14 protein-coding genes are annotated in these 21,911 nt (G+C 37.7%); 9 read left to right on the top strand and 5 right to left on the bottom strand.

The annotated features are described in order from the left end of the window. Window positions 1-61: 61 nt before the first annotated feature. From ggt to WC644_09685, 3 genes are all read right to left on the bottom strand, one after another. Complete coding sequence (gene ggt / locus WC644_09695; GenBank protein MFA5012207.1) at window positions 62-1,720, bottom strand: gamma-glutamyltransferase; 1,659 nt, start codon at window positions 1,718-1,720, stop codon at window positions 62-64. After that, entirely contained in the window at window positions 1,717-2,496 is a 780-nt protein-coding gene (locus WC644_09690; protein ID MFA5012206.1) for an NAD+ synthase, read from the bottom strand. The genes ggt and WC644_09690 overlap by 4 nt, the downstream gene beginning before the upstream one ends. A 93-nt stretch (window positions 2,497-2,589) precedes the next feature. Continuing rightward, window positions 2,590-2,844: a hypothetical protein gene (locus WC644_09685; GenBank protein MFA5012205.1), complete on the bottom strand. Its 255-nt coding sequence runs from the start codon at window positions 2,842-2,844 to the stop codon at window positions 2,590-2,592. 181 nt (window positions 2,845-3,025) lie between these two features. On the opposite strand from WC644_09685, the gene dsbD reads away from it, so the two are divergent. From dsbD to WC644_09650, 7 genes are read left to right on the top strand one after another with little or no spacing between them, the layout of a single operon-like run. After that, the gene (gene dsbD, locus WC644_09680; protein ID MFA5012204.1) at window positions 3,026-4,837 is read left to right on the top strand and encodes a protein-disulfide reductase DsbD; all 1,812 of its coding nucleotides are present in this window, start codon (window positions 3,026-3,028) and stop codon (window positions 4,835-4,837) included. After that, window positions 4,827-5,567: a hypothetical protein gene (locus tag WC644_09675; protein MFA5012203.1), complete on the top strand. Its 741-nt coding sequence runs from the start codon at window positions 4,827-4,829 to the stop codon at window positions 5,565-5,567. The genes dsbD and WC644_09675 overlap by 11 nt, the downstream gene beginning before the upstream one ends. A gap of 12 nt (window positions 5,568-5,579) precedes the next feature. Then, a complete protein-coding gene (gene truA / locus WC644_09670; GenBank protein MFA5012202.1) occupies window positions 5,580-6,317 on the top strand; it encodes a tRNA pseudouridine(38-40) synthase TruA in 738 nt (245 codons plus the stop codon). Beyond that, the gene (locus WC644_09665; GenBank protein ID MFA5012201.1) at window positions 6,317-7,204 is read left to right on the top strand and encodes a hypothetical protein; all 888 of its coding nucleotides are present in this window, start codon (window positions 6,317-6,319) and stop codon (window positions 7,202-7,204) included. Before truA ends, WC644_09665 begins: the two co-directional genes overlap by 1 nt. A 3-nt stretch (window positions 7,205-7,207) precedes the next feature. Continuing rightward, complete coding sequence (gene cdd, locus WC644_09660) at window positions 7,208-7,594, top strand: cytidine deaminase (protein ID MFA5012200.1); 387 nt, start codon at window positions 7,208-7,210, stop codon at window positions 7,592-7,594. A gap of 21 nt (window positions 7,595-7,615) precedes the next feature. Continuing rightward, window positions 7,616-8,188, top strand: a complete 573-nt coding sequence (locus WC644_09655) for a thymidine kinase (protein MFA5012199.1) — start codon at window positions 7,616-7,618, stop codon at window positions 8,186-8,188. A 32-nt stretch (window positions 8,189-8,220) separates the two neighbouring features. Further along, the gene (locus WC644_09650; protein MFA5012198.1) at window positions 8,221-9,243 is read left to right on the top strand and encodes a BMP family ABC transporter substrate-binding protein; all 1,023 of its coding nucleotides are present in this window, start codon (window positions 8,221-8,223) and stop codon (window positions 9,241-9,243) included. A 100-nt stretch (window positions 9,244-9,343) separates the two neighbouring features. Here the strand turns inward: WC644_09650 and sprA are convergent, their stop codons facing one another. After that, window positions 9,344-15,895: a cell surface protein SprA gene (gene sprA, locus WC644_09645; GenBank protein ID MFA5012197.1), complete on the bottom strand. Its 6,552-nt coding sequence runs from the start codon at window positions 15,893-15,895 to the stop codon at window positions 9,344-9,346. Between the two features lie 224 nt (window positions 15,896-16,119). Here sprA and WC644_09640 point away from each other — a divergent pair, with 224 nt between their 5' ends. After that, window positions 16,120-19,236 carry a biopolymer transporter Tol gene (locus WC644_09640; protein MFA5012196.1) on the top strand — a complete coding sequence of 1,039 codons (3,117 nt, stop codon included), beginning with the start codon at window positions 16,120-16,122 and terminating at the stop codon, window positions 19,234-19,236. Between the two features lie 240 nt (window positions 19,237-19,476). Continuing rightward, window positions 19,477-20,091 carry a copper homeostasis protein CutC gene (locus WC644_09635; protein MFA5012195.1) on the top strand — a complete coding sequence of 205 codons (615 nt, stop codon included), beginning with the start codon at window positions 19,477-19,479 and terminating at the stop codon, window positions 20,089-20,091. Window positions 20,092-20,423: 332 nt separating this feature from the next. On the opposite strand, the gene WC644_09630 is transcribed toward WC644_09635, so the two are convergent. Then, window positions 20,424-21,908 carry a T9SS type A sorting domain-containing protein gene (locus tag WC644_09630; protein ID MFA5012194.1) on the bottom strand — a complete coding sequence of 495 codons (1,485 nt, stop codon included), beginning with the start codon at window positions 21,906-21,908 and terminating at the stop codon, window positions 20,424-20,426. Between the last annotated feature and the right edge of the window lie 3 nt (window positions 21,909-21,911).

Below are 21,911 nucleotides of genomic sequence, written 5' to 3'. Positions count from 1 at the left end.
AACGTTTAAAGGGTATCCGCAGCAAGCGAATACCCTTTTGTTTATGAAAATCCTCAATTAATCAGTACCCGACTGCCTTACCGCTTCCGCGTTTATCAGAGTGACCTGATAGCGTTCCGTCCCGATTAAACACGATTGCTTCAACCCTTCCGAAATCAGATACTATTTTTAAATCATAACCAAGTTCGGAAAGTTTTTTAATTTTATTCCTTGACAACAAAGTTTTTTCAATTTGAAGTAAATCAGGAAGCCACTGATGATGAAAACGGGGAGAATCAACTGCTTCGCTAATATTCAAATCAAATTCTATTACATTCAATAATGTTTGAAGTACAGAAGTAATGATTTTGCCGCCTCCGGGTGAACCGACTGTCATAAAAGGTTTAGAATCTTTGAGTAATACAGTGGGGGTCATTGAGCTCAGCATTCTCTTACCCGGCTCTATCGCATTTGCTTCATTACCAACTAAACCGAAAATATTCGGTACGCCGGGCTTTACTGAAAAGTCATCCATTTCATTGTTAAGCAGAAATCCCGCTCCGTCAACAACAACTTTGCTCCCATACGTATCATTAAGAGTAGTTGTAAGTGAGACCATGTTCCCTTTTGAGTCGGCTACTGTAAGATGAGTCGTTTGTGTACTTTCCTTGTTGATATTTCCAGGTTTAATGATATCCGAAGGAATAACCTCACCAAATTTAAAATCTGCAAATCTTGTTTTTGCGTATGACTTTGAAATCAAAACATCAACAGGAACTTCATAAAAATCCATGTCACCCATATATTCACTCCTGTCTGCGTAAACGAGTTTCATCGCTTCTGAAAGAAGGTTTACATATTCTATGCTTGCTATGCCCAATGATTCCAGGTTGTAGTTTTCGAGTATATTTAGCAAGTAAATTAAGCAGATTCCCCCGCTCGAGGGCGGTCCCATAGTTATAATATCGTAATTTTTGTACTTCCCCTTTATAACTTTTCTTTCGACTGGTTTATAGTTTGCAAGGTCTTCATGTGTAATTATTCCTTTTCCCTTTTGCATCTCTCCAACTATCATATCAGCAACGTTGCCTTTGTAAAATCCATCCCTTCCTTTTAATGATATTTCTTTCAATGTATTTGAAAGGTCAGTCTGAATAAATAATTCATTCTGATGAAATTTCTTCCCGAATATCTTTGAGGAGCCTTCAAATTTATCAAAATCTTCTCTGTGGCTGTTTATCGAGTTTGCATGTTCGCTGTTGATTTTAAAACCCTTTTCAGCGAGATTGATAGCATAAGAAAGTACCTTTTCTCTCGGCATAGTTCCGTATTTCTCAAGTGTATAAAGTAAACCCGCAACAGAACCGGGTACTCCCGATGCAAGATACCCCAGAGTGCTTAAGTCAGCAATGACGTTACCATCGTTATCAAGGTACATATTCTTCGATGATAATCGAGGTGCTGTTTCCCTGAAATCAATCGATGTTTCATACCCCTCCGCAGAACGCAGTACCAGAAATCCACCTCCGCCTATATTACCCGCCTGAGGATAAACAACTGCAAGCGCAAATGCTACACCAACAGCTGCATCAATAGCATTCCCACCATCTTTTAAAATGCTTATCCCGACTCCGGAAGCTATTTCATTAGCTGAGCTAACAACCGCATTCTTATAATATACATTCTGAGAATAAAGATATGAAACGGATAGAAAAAATATTATTATGATTCTGGTTATCATGACAAATCATTGTCCTTTAAATTCGCAACGACAGGCGGCAAGCCCTTAAATTCATTACGCTTTATCATTCTTTGAACTTTTTCTATGTACTCCTTTTCAAAACCCATACCTTGCAAATCCGCATCTGATTTTCCTTCATCTACCATTGATGCAAGTAATTTATCAACACTCGCATATGTAATCCCCATTTCCTCTTCATCTGTTTGACCAGCCCATAAATCAGCAGAAGGCTTCTTATCTATTATTTCTTTTGGAACGTTTAAGTGCTTTGCAAGCTCAAAAATCTGTGTTTTATACAATTGACCGAGCGGATTAATTGCACAAGCTGAATCACCGTGTAATGTTGAATAGCCAAGAAGTAACTCAGTCTTGTTCGAAGTCCCTACTACAAGTCCGCTTTCTTTTGCCGACTCATCATAAAGTACAATCATCCTCATTCGTGCCATCACATTACCTTTTCTAACTATTGAAACATCACCTTCGAGCGTATCTACATAAGCATCAACCATTTTCGAGATATCAACTACCTTCGACTTTACGTTTAAAATCTTAACAACTTTTTGAGCGTCTTCAAGACTGTTTTTACTGCTCGTTTTATACGGCATCATTACGCATAACACGTTCCCGGGTCCTAAAGCCTTCGCTGTCAAGAATGCGGACACAGTCGAATCAATACCTCCTGATAAGCCAATTACAGCTTTTGTCAGTTCGATTCTTTTGAATTCATTTTTCAGAAAAGCAGTAAGAATCTGCTCAACTTTTTCATAATTAATCATAGTAATAATATTTTTCAGGGAAATTAAACAATAGAAGGGAATAAAAAAAGCCGATAGATAATCTACCGGCTTTTAAAAATTTGATGACAATTATTATTTAGATACCTGATACACTATTTTTCTTATTGTATCAAACTGAAGGTAGGGAAACATTTCCTGAATTTTATCAATTGCTTCGCCTGCGCTCATTTCACGTCTCATATCTTTATACATTTGTCTGATTTTATAGTCCCTTATTGCTTTTTCATCGAGTAGTTTATATTTCTTCAAAGTATTGAATACTTCATCGTCGATAAGTTCACTTAGAGGATTGTCATTCTTTGATTTAGTTTTTGCTGCCGGTTTCAAATTTTATCTCCTTTGTTATTGTTTATAAATCTCAAAAAGAATTAAATTTTCATTTACAATATACAAAAATAGCATAAAATCAAGAGATAATCAATACGTTAAGTATTATACAGGCTTTTTCCGTTGATTATAACACGTATTCAACATAATTTTATTATTTATAAAACAATTATTTCATACTATGAGGCGTTCAATTCTAACTATATTATTATTGATTTTTGCTGTAAATATTCTTGCGCAGGAATCAGAACATCTTTCTTACAAAATTTACAGCAACAGGAACTCATACTCTGTAAAAGATACTGTTAAAATAGCAATTAAAGTTAAAATTAATGAAAAGTACCACATAAATTCATACAATCCCTCTGACGATTCATACATTAAGACAGAGGTAATTTCAAAATCAGAGAATCTTAATCAAATAGCGGTTTTTTATCCGCAGCATAAAATGTATAAATTCTCTTTTTCAGATACGGAAATTCCTGTGTATGAAGGTGAAATTTTCATAGGACTTACATTTTTACCGAAAGAAAATGCAAAGGAAGGTGAGAATATAATTCAAATAGAAATGACATATCAGGCATGCGATAACAATGCATGTTACCCACCTAAGACAGTAAAAAGTGAAATAAAAGTTAATATCTCAAAAACCGGTTCTATTGCTAATAATGAGATTTTTGAAAAGATCGACTTTTCAAAACCTGCAGGAACAAATAATCAGGTATCAGATAAAGAATCGTCTTTGAAAGAAAACGTAAGACAGGAAGGGCAAAATCCTGATGAGATGAAAGTTTCAAATTTCATCGAAGAAAGAGGATTGCTTTTGGGCATACTCATTATTTTCATCTGGGGGCTTGCTTTAAACCTTACTCCATGCATCTATCCATTGATTCCAATCACGATTAGTTATTTCGGTGCTCAGTCCAGCGGCAACAAACTGCAAAGTATTCTAATGGGTGTCTTTTATGCTGTCGGGATGGCTGTAACTTATTCATTAATGGGACTTATTGCTGCTTTGACAGGAAGCATGCTCGGAACTGCTTTGCAAAATCCAATAGTCGTAATTTTTATTGCAGCAATTTTTCTCGCACTGGCATCCTCAATGTTCGGTTTGTGGGAAATCAGGGTTCCGCAGTCTCTTGCGCTCGCGGGGAATAAAAACCGCTCGGGATACTTCGGTTCTCTAATGATGGGTTTACTCGTAGGATTTATTGCCGCACCATGCATAGGTCCTATTGTGCTGAGTTTGTTGGTTTACGTTGGCAAACTCGGAAATCCATTCACGGGTTTCTTCCTTTTCTTCATTTTATCATTAGGGTTAGGTGTTCCTTATATTTTTCTTGCGGCTTTCTCAAGCTCAATCAGTAAACTTCCTCGTTCGGGTGAGTGGATGATAAGTGTAAAAATTATTTTCGGACTCGTGTTGATTGTCATGGCAATTAATACACTTGGTCCCCTAATGCCTGAGAGTGTTTATAATATCGTTTTCCCGCTCTCGATTCTGTTATCGGGTGTTTACCTTATCATATTCGATAACAAAGGTCTCAACGCCAAAGTGTACACTAAAGTTAAGTACATAATTGCTATTTTAGGTATCGCAGCGGGTACATGGCTTTTAAAACCCGAATCACATTCGGCTGAAGTCGCATGGACAAACCTGACCTCTCTTCAGCAAATTGAATCATCAGTTAAAAATGAGAACAAACCCGTCGTAATAGATTTTTACGCTGACTGGTGTGCACAGTGCAAGGAACTCGATAAGTACACGTACACTGACGAGAAAGTTGTTGAACTTTCTAAAAATTTAAACAATATTAAGATTGATTTAACAAAGGAAAATCCCGATATTACGGCTAAATACGGCATTAAAGGACTTCCTGTAGTTATTTTCATGAAACCAAACGGCGAAGAGATAAAAGAACTTCGAGTTACAGGATTTTTAGAGCCTGAAGAATTTTCTAAAAGAATTGAAAAACTATTAAATGAGAAATAAGATAACCTTAATAATAATGATGGTTTTCCTGGTTATAGGAAATCTGTCAGCTCAACACATAAAGGACAGCGATAAAAGTTACAGGCTTTTGGAACTTTCGAATGAACTTCTCAAGGATTCATTGAGCAGCCAAAAGGAGTCAATTAATTCTGGCTCTGACAAAAAATCACCGGCTATTTCGATACTGCTTTCTGCACTGCTGCCGGGTGCAGGGCATTTTTATGCAGGTCGAATGGACGTCGGAGCTTATTTCCTTGGTGCTGAAGCAGCAATGTGGCTTGGAATTTTCGGCGTTAATTACTACGGCGGTATATTAGAAGACGATTCCCGTTCTTTTGCTGCTGTACATGCAGGATTAAATAAAGATGGAAAAGATGACGATTATTTTGCGAATGTCGGTTCTTTCCTTAGCATTTATCAGTACAACAACGATAAACTGCAAAGTGGCCAGTACGATAAAATTTATGATATTAATACTCATTTCTGGAACTGGGATTCTCAGTCTAATCAGGGAGAATTCGACCAGCAACGGAAAAAAAGTGAGCGAACTTACAATCTGAGTACAATTTTTGTAACAGGACTTATAATTAACAGATTGGTAAGCGGAATCAGTTCTCTGGTTTTAACAAATAAAGTAAATTCTTCTGGTATAAAAGTCAGTAGCGGTTTCACACAATCACCCGGAAATAAAATAGACGGAATTAAACTAAACTTCGTAAAGTCTTTTTAATATTATCCATACGTGAACAATTATAAAATCACGGTCGAATATGACGGTAGTGGATTTTACGGCTGGCAAAGACAGAAAAAGTTCAGGAATACAATTCAGGAATGTATAGAAGAAAATTTAAGTAAACTCTTAAAAGTAAACATCTCTGTTACTGGTGCGGGAAGAACGGATGCAGGAGTTCATGCTTACAACCAAACAGCAAATTTTAAAACTGATTCTTCAATTCCTGATTCAAACAAATTCCTTTATTCTTTGAATTCTCTACTCCCATCTGCAATTACAGTTAAATCAATAAGAAAAGTTAGTAATGATTTCCACTCAAGGTATTCTGCGAAGAGAAGAGAGTACTTATACAAGATTACAACTCGTGAAATTTCTATCGGAAGGAAATATTATTTAAAATTAAATTACAAACTTGACTTTAAAGTTATAGACGAATTTATTAAAATACTCATCGGATATCATTCTTTTAAGTCATTGTGCAGGAATAAAGAAGATAAACACGGTTTCTTTTGTAATCTTATGAAACTGGAATACAGGATAAATAAATCAAAGAATACAATAGTCTTCAGGATTCTTTCGGACAGGTATCTGCACTCTATGGTTAGAGCAACTATAGGTGTGCTGATTGACCTCGGCCGAGGGAAACTGCAATTAAAAGATACTTATAATAAATTAATAAAAGGTGAAAAAATCAAGACTACATATCTACCTGCTAACGCATTATTTTTAAATAAAATCTATTATTAATGAATAAAATAATCATCACAGTAATAATTGCTGTTCTTTTTGCCGCGGGTGTTAAAACTAACGCACAGGACTCGTTCGGAAATTACGATAATATCGATAAAAATAATTCCATGCAGATAATAAAAGAAAAGTTTCTGGAAAAAGAGTCTCACGCAGGTATCACAAAACCTTTATCTTTAAACGTAGATTCCTCAAAATTGAAAAGCCCTATTCTTGGTGCAACTATGTCAGCTGTCATACCCGGAACAGGACAGATTTATGCAAAGAGCTTCATTAAGTCAGCAGTATTCCTTGCCGTTGAAGCAGGTTTGTGGATTACTTATGCTGTTTTTCAGGGAAAAGGCAACGACCAGACAAAATCTTACGAAAACTACGCTAATCAGAACTGGAATATGAGAAAGTATGCTCAATGGCTTAAAGACCAGAGTTTTCAGCGTGCTGACCAGATAAATATGTCTGCCGATGATTATACTTTAAGGCTTCAGATTAATTACTGTGAGGAAATAAATTTTTCTCATCAATTACCTCCTCCGGGCGATCAGCAGTATTATGAAGTTATAGGTAAATATCAGAATTATGTTACCGGATGGTCAACCGCTGACGTATCAGTTATTAATAAAAATAACTACGGAACAACAAAACTTTCTCAGGTAAGCTTTTACATGGATGAAAGACAAAAGGCTAACGATTATTACAATAACGGAACCACAACTTTAATGGTCGTTGTTCTTAATCATCTTGTATCGGCAGTGGACGGATTTCTTTCCGTTAATTCTTATAACAATAAGTACGTTCTTAAAGGAGGTGTCAGCTTTCAGCCTGTGTATTCGTATAAGCTCGGGAAATCAGTCGTTACACCTTTTGCAAATGTAAGTTTTACATTTTAAGCCATGTATGAGGATTTAATAGTAAAAGCACTGGATGCAAGAAAGACGTCGCATTCTCCGTACTCAAAATTCAAAGTCGGTGTAGCTCTGCTTACAAAAGATAATAAAATTTATACGGGAGCTAATGTAGAATGCTCTTCCTATTCGCTAACCATTTGTGCAGAAAGAGTCGCCGCTGTAAAAGCGATTACAGACAAGCATAAAGTCTTTAAAGCTGTAGCAATAGCTTCAAGCGGTAAGGAATTGATTTTTCCCTGCGGTGCATGCAGGCAATTCCTTTCCGAATTTTCAGATAATATGGACGTTATACTAATTAAGTCGAAAAATAACTACCAGATTTACAAATTACAAAATCTTTTCCCTCATAAATTTATATTCAAATTACTTTAATGAAAGGGACGTAACATGGATATGAATGAACATTTGCAGATTAGAACTTTTAAGAAAACAGGACATATTGAAGTAATTTGCGGCAGTATGTTCTCCGGCAAAACCGAGGAGTTAATCAGAAGAATTCGAAGAGCCGAAATTGCTAAACAAAGAGTAAAGGTTTTTAAACCTAAAATCGATAACAGGTACAGCGAGTTTTCAATCGTTTCGCATAGCGAGCAATCATACCCTTCCGAAGTAATAGAAAACGCAGAGGAAATGCTCGAGAAAAGTTTTGATGCTGAAGTTATTGGTATTGATGAAGCTCAGTTTTTTGAGAACAATCTTGTTCAGGTATGCCAGGACCTCGCTGATTCGGGGAAAAGAGTTATTGTTGCAGGTCTTGACCAGGATTACAAAGCTGTCCCGTTTGAACCTATGCCTCAGCTTCTTGCTGTTGCTGAGTACATTACAAAAACTATGGCTATCTGCATGGTTTGCGGTGCTCCAGCTAACCGTACTCAGAGAGTTACAAAAAATTCCGATAGGGTTCTTGTCGGTGCTGCAAATCATTATGAAGCAAGATGCAGATTGCATCATAATGTTTCAGAATAAATTATCACTAAAAAGCTTACAAATATTTTTATATGAATAAATTATATATTTTTGTTTTACTGATTTTTGCTGTTCTTCTTTCTTCTTGCGGCAAAAAGAAAGAAACATCAGAAGTGAGTAATGACCCGTCAAAGTTTAAAGTCGGATTGGTATTTGATGTTGGCGGTAGAGGTGACAAATCTTTTAACGATGCGGCATACAACGGTCTCGTCAGGGCTAAAAAGGATTTCGGTATCGATTTTGAAGTTATCGACCCGGGAGACGGAGCAGACAGAGAATCCGCACTCAGAAAACTTGCAAGCAAAAATGATATCAGTTTGATATTCGGAGTTGGATTCATTTTTACTGAAGATATTACTAAAATTGCTAATGATTTCCCGAATAAGAAATTCGGATGTATAGATTACTCAATTAATCCCGATACCAAAATACCTGATAATCTTTCTGCACTCGAATTTAAAGAGGAAGAGGGTTCATTCCTCGTTGGAGCAATAGCAGCACTGAAAACGAAAACGAATACAATAGGATTTATAGGGGGCATGGAATCATCTCTTATTCGAAAGTTTGAAAAAGGATTTTCCCAGGGAGCAAAATTTGTAAAACCTGAAATTAATGTAATCGTCACCTACATCTCTGTTACTGGCGAGGGCTTCAAAAATCCAGGCAAAGCAGAAGAAATTGCAATTAGCCAGTATTCAAAAGGTGCTGATATTATCTATCATGCTTCAGGCCTTTCGGGTATCGGATTGTTTAAAGCGGCTAAAGAAAACAACAAACTCGCCATTGGGGTTGACCTGAATCAGTACGAAGAAGCTCCCGGTTTCATTCTAACGAGTATGGTTAAAATAGTTGATGAAGTAATCTATCAGACTATTTCAGACTTTAAAAACGGTACTTTCAAAAGCGGTATCAAATCTCTTGGTCTTAAAGAAAAAGGTGTAGGATACGTTTACGACCAGAAAAACAAAGAATTGATTCCGGATGAAATTAAGAATAAAGTTGACGATATAAGGGATAAAATTATCTCAGGTGACATAAAAGTAAAATCCGAGTAAATAAATTATATCATAATATTAAAACCGCTGATTCATAACAATCAGCGGTTTTTTTGTTCAAAAATTTCATTCTAATTTAACTGCAAAAGAAAAGTATATTTTACTGTATCGTAATCCTTACATTTAATCCCCCCTCGTTATTCGTCCTTGGCTGCGTGTTTGCATTTCCCTCTGTAGGCTCTGACTTCGAATACTTGTAAAATACCATGATCTGTACCTTCGAGCTTAACGAATATGATATAGAAGGATTAAATGCTGTAACAGTTGAACCCGCACCGAGTATTGTCTGCTTTCCCTCATTCGGCTGGAATTTATAATCCGTGGGCTGATTCTTGTTCTTCGATATCGTTAATGAAAATGTTATGTCATTCTTTAATGACAGCCCGAACAACGGAATGTCAAACCCCGATTTTGCAAAGTTTGCATTCAGGCTCCAGTCACTCGTTTTGTTTTCCTGAATTAGACTGCTTGAAGGTGTAAGTATATTACTCGTCGATGAGTTTATCCTTAAATTCGCCGTAAGATTGCCCCCGAAAACCTGCTTAAATGTTACGTTCAGCCCTATCAGCGGATTAAAAGATTGTGTAACCGATTGTCTTTGTATAACTTCATTGTTGTTCGCATCAACGAACGACGCTTCCGAAAATTCTGATGTGAAAGAATTTTCAAGCGTTACTGTCTGTGCAAATTCCGAGAATAACGGAAGTTTTTCAAGCCCCGTCAATGTAAGGTTCCAGTTTGGAAATGGAAATGAACCGATCTGACTCTTGAACTCCGATGAAATTTTTTGTATGTTTTCATTTACGTCTCCCGAAGGTTCGTAATTAAACTTCTCTACACTCCCCGCAAAGAACATGCTGTAGCCGTCAGTTCTGTTGCTGCTGCTGTTTATCGGCGTTCCTAAGCCTCCAAGACTGTCCGTTATAAACGTACCGGAATTGTTAAAACCCCAGATTTTCTTAAATGAAAGATTCATCCTTATCGTCTGTGGAAGTATCGGCGATATTGTTGTATTAAAAGTAATATTATTCGATAAGTTATAAACGTCCTGTATATTAAGTCCCCCCACCCTCTTCCCGGGGTATCTGTTAAATCCTAACTGATACATTCTCGCAGGTCCGTATTCTTCGACTGTTTTCAATGCCATCCAGAAATTACCGAATCCCGGCCTGCCAACTACTCCCGGGTTTACGACTGAATTCGTCTGATTAAAATTAACCGTCACAAGGTCGGGTATGAATGTACCGAGTATTTTCAATATGTCGGCAAACTGTATTTTGTCATCAACATTGCTTGCGGAACGCAGATTTTTATCGCTCACTAAACCCCTGTACCCGCTCGGATTTTTCTGTATTCCGAATAAATTAAGCATTTCGTTGAACTTGATAGTCGCACCCGTCGTAAATGTATTCGCAAATCCAACATTGTATCCCACATTCGTTACAGTATTCGGGTTCGTCCATGCATATGTAACATTATAGTTCATGTTGATATCAAGAAACTTGTTTATAACAGGTATGTTAAATTTCGGGTTGAATGTCGTCGTCTGCTGATAGTCGAGGTCCTTTCCGAAATTTATCAATCCGTTATTAAAGAATACTTCATTTAGTATTTCTTTCTCTGATTTCTGTGTTCTTGCGGAGTCATTGTACGTTTCAAAATCTACAAGGTCGCTTCCTACTTTGAAATTGTAAGTTCCCGTTAAATCGACTATCCAGTTCTCAATAAACTTCCAGTTGAACCCGAATCCTCTGTTCGCCCTGAAAAGCCTGCTTATCGGGTCATCCTGAGCCAGTAACCTCTGCCGGGATTCGCTCCTTGTTCGGTTATAATCAATCGTTGCATTAAATCCTTGACTGAATGCAGGAATAAATGGCAGCAGCGGAAAGAACATGTATATTTTTGCATCCTTGTACTGTTCACCAAGATTAACGAGACTGTTTAAGTTTAAATTCAGTATTTCCGACAGCCCGAAATCTGTGTTGTAATTCAAGCTTCCCGTTACGTTAAAATCATCCTTCCTCTCAAAAGTGAAATCGCGCTGCGAGCCGTATGAACCCGTAAAGTTTATTGAAAATGCATTAAGAAATGTCCTCGTTATATACCCCCCGCCCGGAAATTTAAAACTCATTCCTTGTATTGATATATCGTTCCTCACAATGAGTGTCTGCGTGGATTTTATAAAATCCTCTCTTTGCTTTGAAGCAAATTCAGGATCATTTGTCTGTGCAAGTACCTGTTTATACCTTTCATCAGCCGCCTTTTCAAGCTCAATGTCAGAACCGGGGTAGTATCTCGGATTTATCATGCTTTCGCTGTGTCTGAATGTTATCGGTATGTTCAGAAAATCTTTCCATTCAGGCGAAAAAACCGATGCAAGCATATTATTGATTAATGAATGAGCATTCAAAGATATCCCAAGATCCCAGTTTTCTCCCGTTGTTCTCGAACCCGACCTCGCATCGAGCGCATGAAAGTTCGGGTCAACTTTTGACATGTTGAAACTAACATTCGCAAAATTTGCTATCTTCAGGCTCGTGTTTACATTGTATGCATATCCGTTATCATCGTTCACCTTTAAAACCCTTATTTCGTTAAACCAGACACTTCCCGATATCGATGAGTTTAATCCTGTTCGGTTTTTCTCTACACCTACAGTAAACTCTCGTATTGAATTTAACGCAGGTACACCTCGAACCCTGTAGTATGCTCCCGGTGGCCCGTTCGGTACAGGCATATCAACCACCTGATTCGCGGAATCCCTCGATATCTTTAAACTTGTTAAATCCGCAAATACTATCGCTACTTCATTCTGTGCACTCCAGGGCTGCCCCGGACGAATGTCTGGATGTATCGGTGCTCTGTACTCATAAAAATTAGTAGAGTCTGAACCAAACCTTACAACCATGGTAGCATCGTATATTAACTCATTCGTGTAGTTAAAAGTCGGGTCTCCGTTCACAAATAGCTTCATCATCTTGTAATTAAACAAATCAAGTACCTGGCTTCTGTAGTCTTTAACCGCAATCTTCTGCATTCCAACAGTTAAGTTATTGAAAGATATCGCTAACGACTGCTCGTTCGATTTAGTATTGACTCCGTTCGTGTTTCTGACAGTCTGCCTTAATACGTCTCCGGGTACAGGACTTTGATATATCTGTGAATTTTCTTCAATACTCACAACCGATATGTTGTAAGTTGTATCCGACTTATCTGGTTTATACCACTGGTTTCCAACGAGATTGAAATCGATAAGTCCTAACCTTACTTTTCCGTTTGCACCCTTTATCCATACTCTTATATACTTTACGTTTGAAAGTGTTGCCGCATTTATTTTCTTCTTGAATTCCGATAATGGTATCCTGTACTGGAACCAGCCGCTTCCCGGAGCACCTCGTCCTGAAATTAGCTTATTATTCGTTGTATCTAAACTAACGAAGTATTGGTAATACTGGTTCGTCGGGTCCATCGTTCCGTTCCTGTCAAGGTCTTCAGCATCAGGCCTCGTACCTCCTTCCGTAAACCTGTTACCCTCTGTTCCGTTAATCAGGTTTAAATCTATTGTCTGCGATTGCGAGTTATTATCAAGCGCCGGATCTTCATCTCCGTAGATACTCTTGTACTGAGCCATCGTATAGTTTGTACCGTTGAAACGGTTAAACTCATCAAGTTCTTTATCGCTTCGCATGTAATCAAGTCCTATATCCTCGATTTCCTGAAGCGTACCGTTTTCTATCGAATCCTCGGTATCCCGCTTTCCATTCGGTATTGCGTCTTCGGAAATCAATCCAAGGTCTATGTACATCCTCGCATTGTTAAGATTAGCATTCCCGAAATTTTCAACACGCATGTTAAACTCAATGAAATTAATATTCTCATTTATCAGGTCTGATGAGGTCGTGTTCAGGTACTTCATGATTCCGTTCCAGTTATCTCCCTTATTTATCGTATCATAATTAACCTGATTGTAATTATAGGTCCCGCGCTTAGAAGGGTCATAATCGAGATAAAACGGCGATAGCCTGTCCTGTCCGGCTTGTACATCCCTTAATGGATATACCGACCTCACCTCAACATCGTTTGGCAGTGTATACCATTTTAAACTTGCTCTTTTCATCTGAAGTGTATCCACCGATGTGTTCAATGAATCTACAGGTATTGACGAAATGGTCCACGTCTGGTAACCGGTTCCAAGTGATATTATTTTCTTCGCTCCCTCCATGTCATCAATGTATGCAATAGCTTCATTGTTATCCGAAGGTATCTGACTTTTCTTCGTGTTAGGGTCAGGAGTCAGGTATGCAAACTCACCCCTTAGCGAAAGCACTGATTCTTCTTTAGTGTTAAAACCCGGTAGCATGTTCAATGCTTTTGTAATAAAATTGGGCTTTAATTCTGTCGTTAAATCAATGCCGAACATTGAATTGTTCGTTGGCTCCTCACCAATTCTGACCTTGTCGTTCAGTGTTTCTTGTATTAGATTCACGAACGTAAAACCAAGATTTGTCTTATCGTTAATCTTGTAATCTCCGCGAAGCCCTATAAATGTCTTCGAAGCGAGTGTGAATAAATCGTTTGATTCGTAAGTTATTCGCAAATCCTTCGACGCCAATGCTGCTGCATTCCTTATTATCACTATCCCTGTCGTATAATCAACCGAATAATCTACGTTTTCTGTTAACTTCGTCTGTCCGAGAAATACTGCAACACTTCCCTGAACAACATTTAATCCAAGATTGAAATTACTGCTGAGTCCGGATTCTCCTTTTGCACTTCCTTTTATCGTGTAAAGGTTTGCCTTTAATGAAAGCTGTGAGTTTGTTTTCCTCTGTGTGTAAATTTCTTCATAAACCAAAGATGTATCACCGCCCGCATTACTTATGTTGTCAGCAAACGGACGAAGATTTGGAAATATTATATCTCCCGATTCTGTCAGTATTGTCTTCCCTACCCTGAAATCGAACACTCCGTCTGGTGGGGGCAGAGACGTCTTTCCCGTGTACCTGTCAATGTTTAACATAGTCGAAAGTGACTTGTTGTCCATTCCCGCAATGTTTTTCTGCCAGACGTTGTTGTTGTTGTACAAAGCATCAAGTACAAATCCGTCTTCTATTATTCGCGAAACCGGAAGCCTGTATATGTTCTTTAGCTTCAGCTCCCATGCGACTGGAGTTAAGTCCGGACTCTGATTATCTACCTTTACTAATTTCAGTATCAGCGTGTCGTTCGATAGTGAATTGTAAGAACCTTTTCCGTAAACATCATTCTTATAATCTGTGTAAACTACCCCGACATGAAAGTTCTCTGGTATGCTTATCCTTAAACTTATAAATCCCGCAAACTGGTCAAGGTAATATTCTGTCATTTCAAGTTTTCTGAAATATCCCGCAAACTTATCTCCTACTATTATTTCAGGTCTCTTTATTGAATCGCTGTATCCGCCCGCAGGTAACTTTCCAAGCATTACCTTTCCCACTGCAAATCTCTTCGTCGGCTCCGTTACGTCGCATTGTACCCATACTTCAAATGAATTAGTTAATGTGTTTATTCGATGCTCGTTAACAAATGCCGAATATTGATTCCCTAACGAGTCATTAAATACTTCAGTAAACGACTGCTTATAAAGTATATCCAAAAAGAAATGATTATCAGAATAATCCCAGACCTTTAACTCAAAATTCTGGTCCTGTACTCCCTGTGTGAACGTTTTTTCTTCCTGCTTGCTCTTTTTCTGAGATACTACAGTCGAAAGCGTCAGAGGTCCAAGTTTAAACTCACCCCTCACACCGAACAATGCCTGTGTTGACTGTATTAAAGATGATTTTGTATCAAGTGATACGTTACCTGCTTCAATCTTCTGTATAACTTCATCCGCATATCCCGTGTACTTAATCTTTAGTTGATTCTCGAAATCAAACACACGCTGAGTATTCCAGTCTGCATCAATTGTTAATTTATCTCCTATTGAACCCTTCGCCGTTACCTGTACTTCCTGTTTGAAGTTAATATTGTTCTGATTGTTGCTTATAAATGATAAAGACGATGCATCGCTCTGAGAATTCTGGTACGATGCAGTAATATCCACAGCTCCATTTATTCTTAAGTTAAATGTAGGAGGTCCGAATATTGTTTCCGTCTTGAACGGCAATGGTATCGTTATATCAGTAAATTTCTCAAATAAACGCGATAAATCGTCAGTTACTATTCCCTTAAATTTTTCATCATACAATTCATTAAAAATTCTGTCCTGTGTCTGCACCTCCTTCCTGTCAAGATATTCGTTTATATCCATCACAAGAGGCGCCTTTATATCCTCGCCATTGAGAGTTTGCGTAAGTATAACCTTGTTATTATCGCCAAAGATTACATCCGTCTTTATTAGGGATGAGTTCTCCAGTAATAATGGATGTGTCTTTTCCTTTAATTTTATTCCGTATGAATATTCAGGCTTGTATTGAAAATACTTTATTCGTGCAGTTGAATCTACCGGCTGAAGGAAGGTCGAATCTATGGCTAATCCGAGTGAATCCGCTATTTTCTTCCTTATTGAATCGTTTAACTCGTATTTGTAGTTAGAAAATACTCCAAGGTCTCTTCTTCCTTGAGAAAAAGTAACATTGTTTATGGTTAAAATAATTACTATTATTGTCAAGGAAAATAAAAACTTCCTGAATAGGAACTTGTCAACCTTATATTTTGTATTTATAATATTAAAACTCAAAAATAATGATAAAACGTAAAATCAGAGTCTATATTAATCCTTTTTTAATTAATAAAATAAGTTTTATTTTTGCAAATCAAATCAAATATCCCTGACATATTACTACAATTTTAATCTAAATTAAACAATAATAAACAGTAAAATATATATTTTCAATGATTAATAGAAGAGAAAAATTTTCTTTCTTTTACATTACTTTAGCATTATTGTGCCTTTTCTCAGGTTCTGCATTCTCGCAGTTTGATTCTCATCCTGAAGAAGATTGGTTCACGATAGAAACTAAGCACTTTACTGTCACCTACCATACAGGTGCGGAAAGAACTGCTCAGATTATTGCTAAAATTGCAGAAGAAGTTTACGGTCCGATTACAGATTTATACCAGTTTCCCCTTAAAGATAAAGTCAATTTTGTCGTTAACGACCTTTCTGACGTCGCTAACGGTGCTACTGATTACTTTGGAAACAGAATTGAAATTTTTGCTTCCGCTCTCGATTTCGAACTTAGAGGTACCCATAATTGGCTCAGAAATGTCATAACGCATGAATTCACTCACATGGTTCAGCTGCAGGCATCTCTGAAGTTCACGAAAAATATGCCCGCTATTTACCTCCAGTTTATCGATTATGAAAACGAAAGACGACCCGACGTGCTTTACGGTTATCCTAATGCTATTATTTCTTATCCTATTTCAGGAGTCGGTGTTCCTGCATGGTTTGCCGAAGGTACAGCTCAGTACCAGCGTCAGCAATTGGGCTACGATTACTGGGATGCAAACAGGGATATGATTCTTAGAAGTTACGCTCTTGATAATAATATGCTGACATGGAATGAAATGGGACAGTTTTCTTCAATCACAAGCTTAAAAGCCGAATCTATATACAACTCCGGCTATGCTTTAACTCAATACATCGCAAGAGTTTACGGCGAAGATAAACTTAAAAAGATTACCAAAAGCCTCGGCGACTTCACTAACTTCAGCGTTGATAAAGCTATCAGAGAACACCTCGGTAAGGATGGCTCTGACCTTTATAATGAATGGAAAGCTTTTCTACAAAAAGATTACGCTGAAAGAATTGCCGACGTGAAGAGTACCCAAATGGACGGTCAGATAATACATCTTGAAGGCTTTGCAAACTTTTATCCTAAAATTTCTCCTGACAGTAAGAAGATTGCTTACTTGACTAACAGTACTTACGATTATGCTACTACACAGCTTATTGTTCTCGACCTTAATACACAGGAAAAAGACGTTGTTGACGCTCCCGTCGCTTCTAATTATGCCTGGTCGAATGACGGTAAGAAAATTATTTATGCCAAAAGAAACTCTCCGCCATCTATCGGCGATGCAGTGCTCTTCGATATCTATGAATACGATTTTGACGTAAAGAAAGAAAGAAGACTCTCGGAAAATTTAAGAGCTTTCTCACCTTCTTATTCCCCCGACGGCTCAAAGATTCTTTATATCAGCGGAAGCGATGGTACTCTTAACCTTTTCGTGGCTGATAAAAATCTTAACAATAAAAAACAGATTACATTCTTTAAAAACGGCGAACAGATTTATAATCCTGTATTTCATGCCGACGGTAAAACTGCTGTATTTGATTTCTCTCATACTGAAGCCAGAAAAATTGCTAAGGTTGACGTTGAATCCGGTAATATGGAATTCATATTCGACTCAGAAGTTATTGATTTTAGAACCCCGGTGGTTTCGTCCGACAGTGCTAAAATGTACTTCTCATCCAACGAAACCGGTATATTTAATATTTATTCCTACGATTTTTCAACCAAAGCCGTAAAACAAATTACTAATGTTATCGGCGGTGCTTTCATGCCTTCAATCGATAATAAAGGAAACATTGCATTCACTACATACAAATCCGACGGTTTTAAGATTGCTTATCTCAAAAACTTTTTGGAAAAGAATAAAAGCGATTTCGGCCACTATAAAGCTCCCGATAAGCTCGTTCCTAAGTATTCATCACTCGATACTACTGGCGGGAAAGAAAATAAATACGACTGGAAATACCTTCGTAATTTTAACGATGATGACGTCAAGAAACTTGAAAGCAAAAACTATAAGAGCATCTTTAATCAGCTTTCAATATTTCCTGTTCTCAGATTCGATAACTACACAAAGGATAATAACTTTCTTGACGCTATTAAACCCGGTATTTATCTTTATTCCGACGAATTAATGACAAGATTTTCCATCTTCGGTGGCTTTGCAATTAACAGAAAAGCTGAACGAGATATTTTCCTCGAATTTACTTACAACAACGGCTTCCCTATCGGACAGAAGTTCTTTGCTAAAAATCTAAGCTTCGAACCTAAGTTCACTCTCGCAGGTTATAACATTACTCGTAAAACGGATGCTTTACTCTATGCAGGAGTCGATACTCTCAGCGTCGGTGTTGCTTACGACTTGCTCGAATTCGAACTCGCTATGGACTTCAAACTCATTAATTATAATCACGATTTCAGGATTACATACGGCATCTCAAAATACGCTTCGAGCATAAACAATTTCTACCTCCCAAGCAGCGGTATTGCTGTCAGTGCCTCTTCTCAGGACTATTTCAGAGCTCAGCGTATTTCCCTCGACTATAAATACGAAAAGAGTTTTTATAACAAAAATTCTGATATCAACCCGGCAGGAAGAAAAATTAACCTTAGATACGAATACGAAGCAAGCAGCATTAATCCTGAACTTCTCGTTGACGACCAGGGAAATGTATCGACAATCTTTACTCATAATAATCTCCACAAAATTGAAGGTGTATGGTCTGAAGGTATTTATCTCTTCAGAAATCATTCCCTGAACATGAAACTTCGCGGTGCCGCAATACTCGGCAAACCCGTAGATAGTTTTTATGATTTCTATGCAGGCGGTATGATTGGAATGAGAGGTTACCCGTTTTTCTCACTAGGTGGCGGAAGAGTTGCACAGGCTAACCTTACGTATAGATTTCCTCTTATTTCAAGAATCGATACAAGGATATCACCGCTTTACCTCGATAAACTATATCTTTCGCTGTTTGCTGACTACGGCGATGCTTGGTACGGAACCGCCCCTCAGCTTAACGAATTTAAAAAAGACATCGGATTCGAACTCAGACTGCAGGCGTTCTCGTCTTACGTATTCCCGACAAGTATTTTCTTCAGCATGGCTTACGGTCTTGATAGCTTCACAAAACGCTTTCAGGGTACTGACGTAACATACGGCAAAGAAGTAATTTACTATTTCGGTATGCTCTTCGGCTTCGATATGTAAACAAAATTTCGTATGGGGCTATCCCAAAAGGTCAGCCTCATCATATTAAAAGTTGAATTTTTCACCTCCTTCCCAAGCTCTTGCTTGGGAAGGTATATTTTCCATATCTCTTTCACTAATTTTTAAATGTATCACTAAACAAAAAGAGTCGGACCTTTTGGGACAGCCCCGACTTTTTATAATCTGGTTATCCGCGAAATACAATATTTCATTTCCCACCCATTTTCAATATTTTACACAATGTTATTTGAACTCGCAGTTTTCGACTATAATACAGCACAGAACGCTTATTCAGCAAATGTGAACAGAATAGAACTGTGCGAAAATTATAATGAAGGAGGAATCACTCCTGACATTTCTTTTCTAAAAAAAGTTCTCACTCTTGGTAATATCGATATTTTCGTAATGATAAGATGCCGCAGCGGAAATTTTGTTTTCAATAATGATGAGGTAAACTTCATGCTTAATCAAATTAATCTATTCAAAAAATTAAATATTCAAGGTTTCGTCTTCGGCGCATTGACATCCGATTCAAAAGTTGACATCGAATCCTGCCGCTCTGTCATAAATGCAGCTCATCCCCTCCCCGTTACATTTCACAGAGCCTTCGACCATTGCTCAGATATGCATAAATCAGCAGAAAAAATCATCAGTTTAGGCTTTAAACGAATTCTAACTTCCGGAGGAAAACCAAACGCTTTCGAAGGCAGATTCATCATAAAAAACTTAATCTCTATATACGGCAATCAAATTATCTTTATCCCTGGCGGTGGTATCCGTAATCACAACCTCAAAGAAATAATCAAGACTACAAGCGCCTCAGAATTCCATTCCTCAGTTATCCTCACACATTGACAAAATATTCACTTTTGTGACAATTTCGTCACTCCCTTATTTGACCATCCCCTTAATATTGATACAACCTTGGGCAAACAGTGGCATTTCAGTAGCCTAAAAATGCGGTTGAAGTGCGGTGGCAATGCGGTTATTTTGCGGTTGAAGTGCGGTGTTATTGCGGTGATACTGCGGTCGTTATTTCTATTTTTATTCTTAAGACCATTTTTCTCAAAATGATACTACTATTTCTACAATCGACATACTTAAAACACTCATTATAATAAAAATGTTCCCTGTTCTGTAATCCGAAATTCAAATCAGGGAACACATTAAATTACTCCAATAAATATCTATTCCAAAAGCATCATTTTTCTTGTTTCCACGAAATTATTCACCTGTAATTTAAGAAAATATACGCCGCTCGATAACTTCCCCGCATTATAATTGTATTTATAAATTCCCATCTGCATCTCTTTATTAACTATTACATCAACTTCATTCCCCCGTATATCATAAACTGAAATCTTAATCATCGATTGCTTTGGTATTTGAAATTCAAATGTAGTTGTTGAATTAAACGGATTCGGATAATTCTGCTTCAAACTGTAAACGCTCACCATACCCGGATTCTCTTCTATTCCCGATATAGTCAATATCCCCTTCTTAATAAATATATCCGATGCAACCGTTCCAAACCTCGAAGCCGTCGGATCAAATGCAATCGCTATATCCCCGTTTCCTTTCGCCGTAACCGATGAAGACCCTTTACCTAAATAGTTCACCGCATCCTCCCATATAAGAATCGGATCGCTAAACGTCGCTCCGGGAAGTCCATGAACAAGGAAAAATCCTTTCGGTGCAGTCGCATTGCTATTTTGAAATGTAAAATATATTCTCCCAGTCTCATCAACATCAAATCCCCTCCAGTAACTCGGATACCCCAACCCTGCCGCCGTCACAGCATAAGGAGTCGAAAAAACTCCCTCTGAATTCCTTGTCAATAAATATACACGCCTTTCCGATGTATGCCTGTAAATAACATGAACTGAATTCGTCTTTGGGTCAAGACAAATACTCGGATATTCAGCATTGCTGTTAATACCTGTCGGCCGCTCTGTCAGCACACCGTTGCTGAATGTGTAATACTTCAATGCATAAGGAGATGATGCTGAACTGTTAGTCGTATATACAATATGAACTACTCCGTTTGTATCAGCAACACATTCAATATCATTCTCGCTTCCGGTTTCTGCAATCCCCATCTGATATTCTTGACTTAAAACTCCTGTAACGTAATTATAATTCCTGTAATATGCATAATCGACAACGCTGTTCACAAACGTATAATATACAAAATGCACGAGACTGTCATTCTTTCCCGCACACATAAATGGCGTTGCCTTATTCACTCCGCCCGTCGTTATCCATATCGGCTCAATAAAGACATTAGAATCGTTTCTGTTATTTGAATAAATAAGCTGAAAGTTATTACCTGCATCCCTGCGCTCCCATCCTATATGAACTTTCCCGTTCCTGTCAAAATCATGTATCGCATAATTGTCATCAATCGAATTGTTCGTTAACTTCGTTGGCACAAATGTACCGGATTTATTCGTCCAGTAAAATATCTCCCTCGTATTGCTCTGTGTGCTGAACTGCGAAGAGTTCACCAAATGTAAATACCCCTGACTATCGAATTTTATCAAACTTCTGTAATTGTAATTCGAATCCTTTATCAACGTATCAAGTGGGAAATTCAACTGTTGAGAGGAAACTGTGTTCACAGCAGCTGCTGTTAAGATGAATAGCACTAAGCTGATGATTTGTTTTTTCATTTT

The organism is Ignavibacteria bacterium (genome assembly GCA_041649015.1).
Lineage (GTDB): Bacteria > Bacteroidota > Ignavibacteria > Tepidaquicellales > Tepidaquicellaceae > CAIKZJ01.
This window is presented reverse-complemented; position numbering and strand designations above follow the sequence as displayed.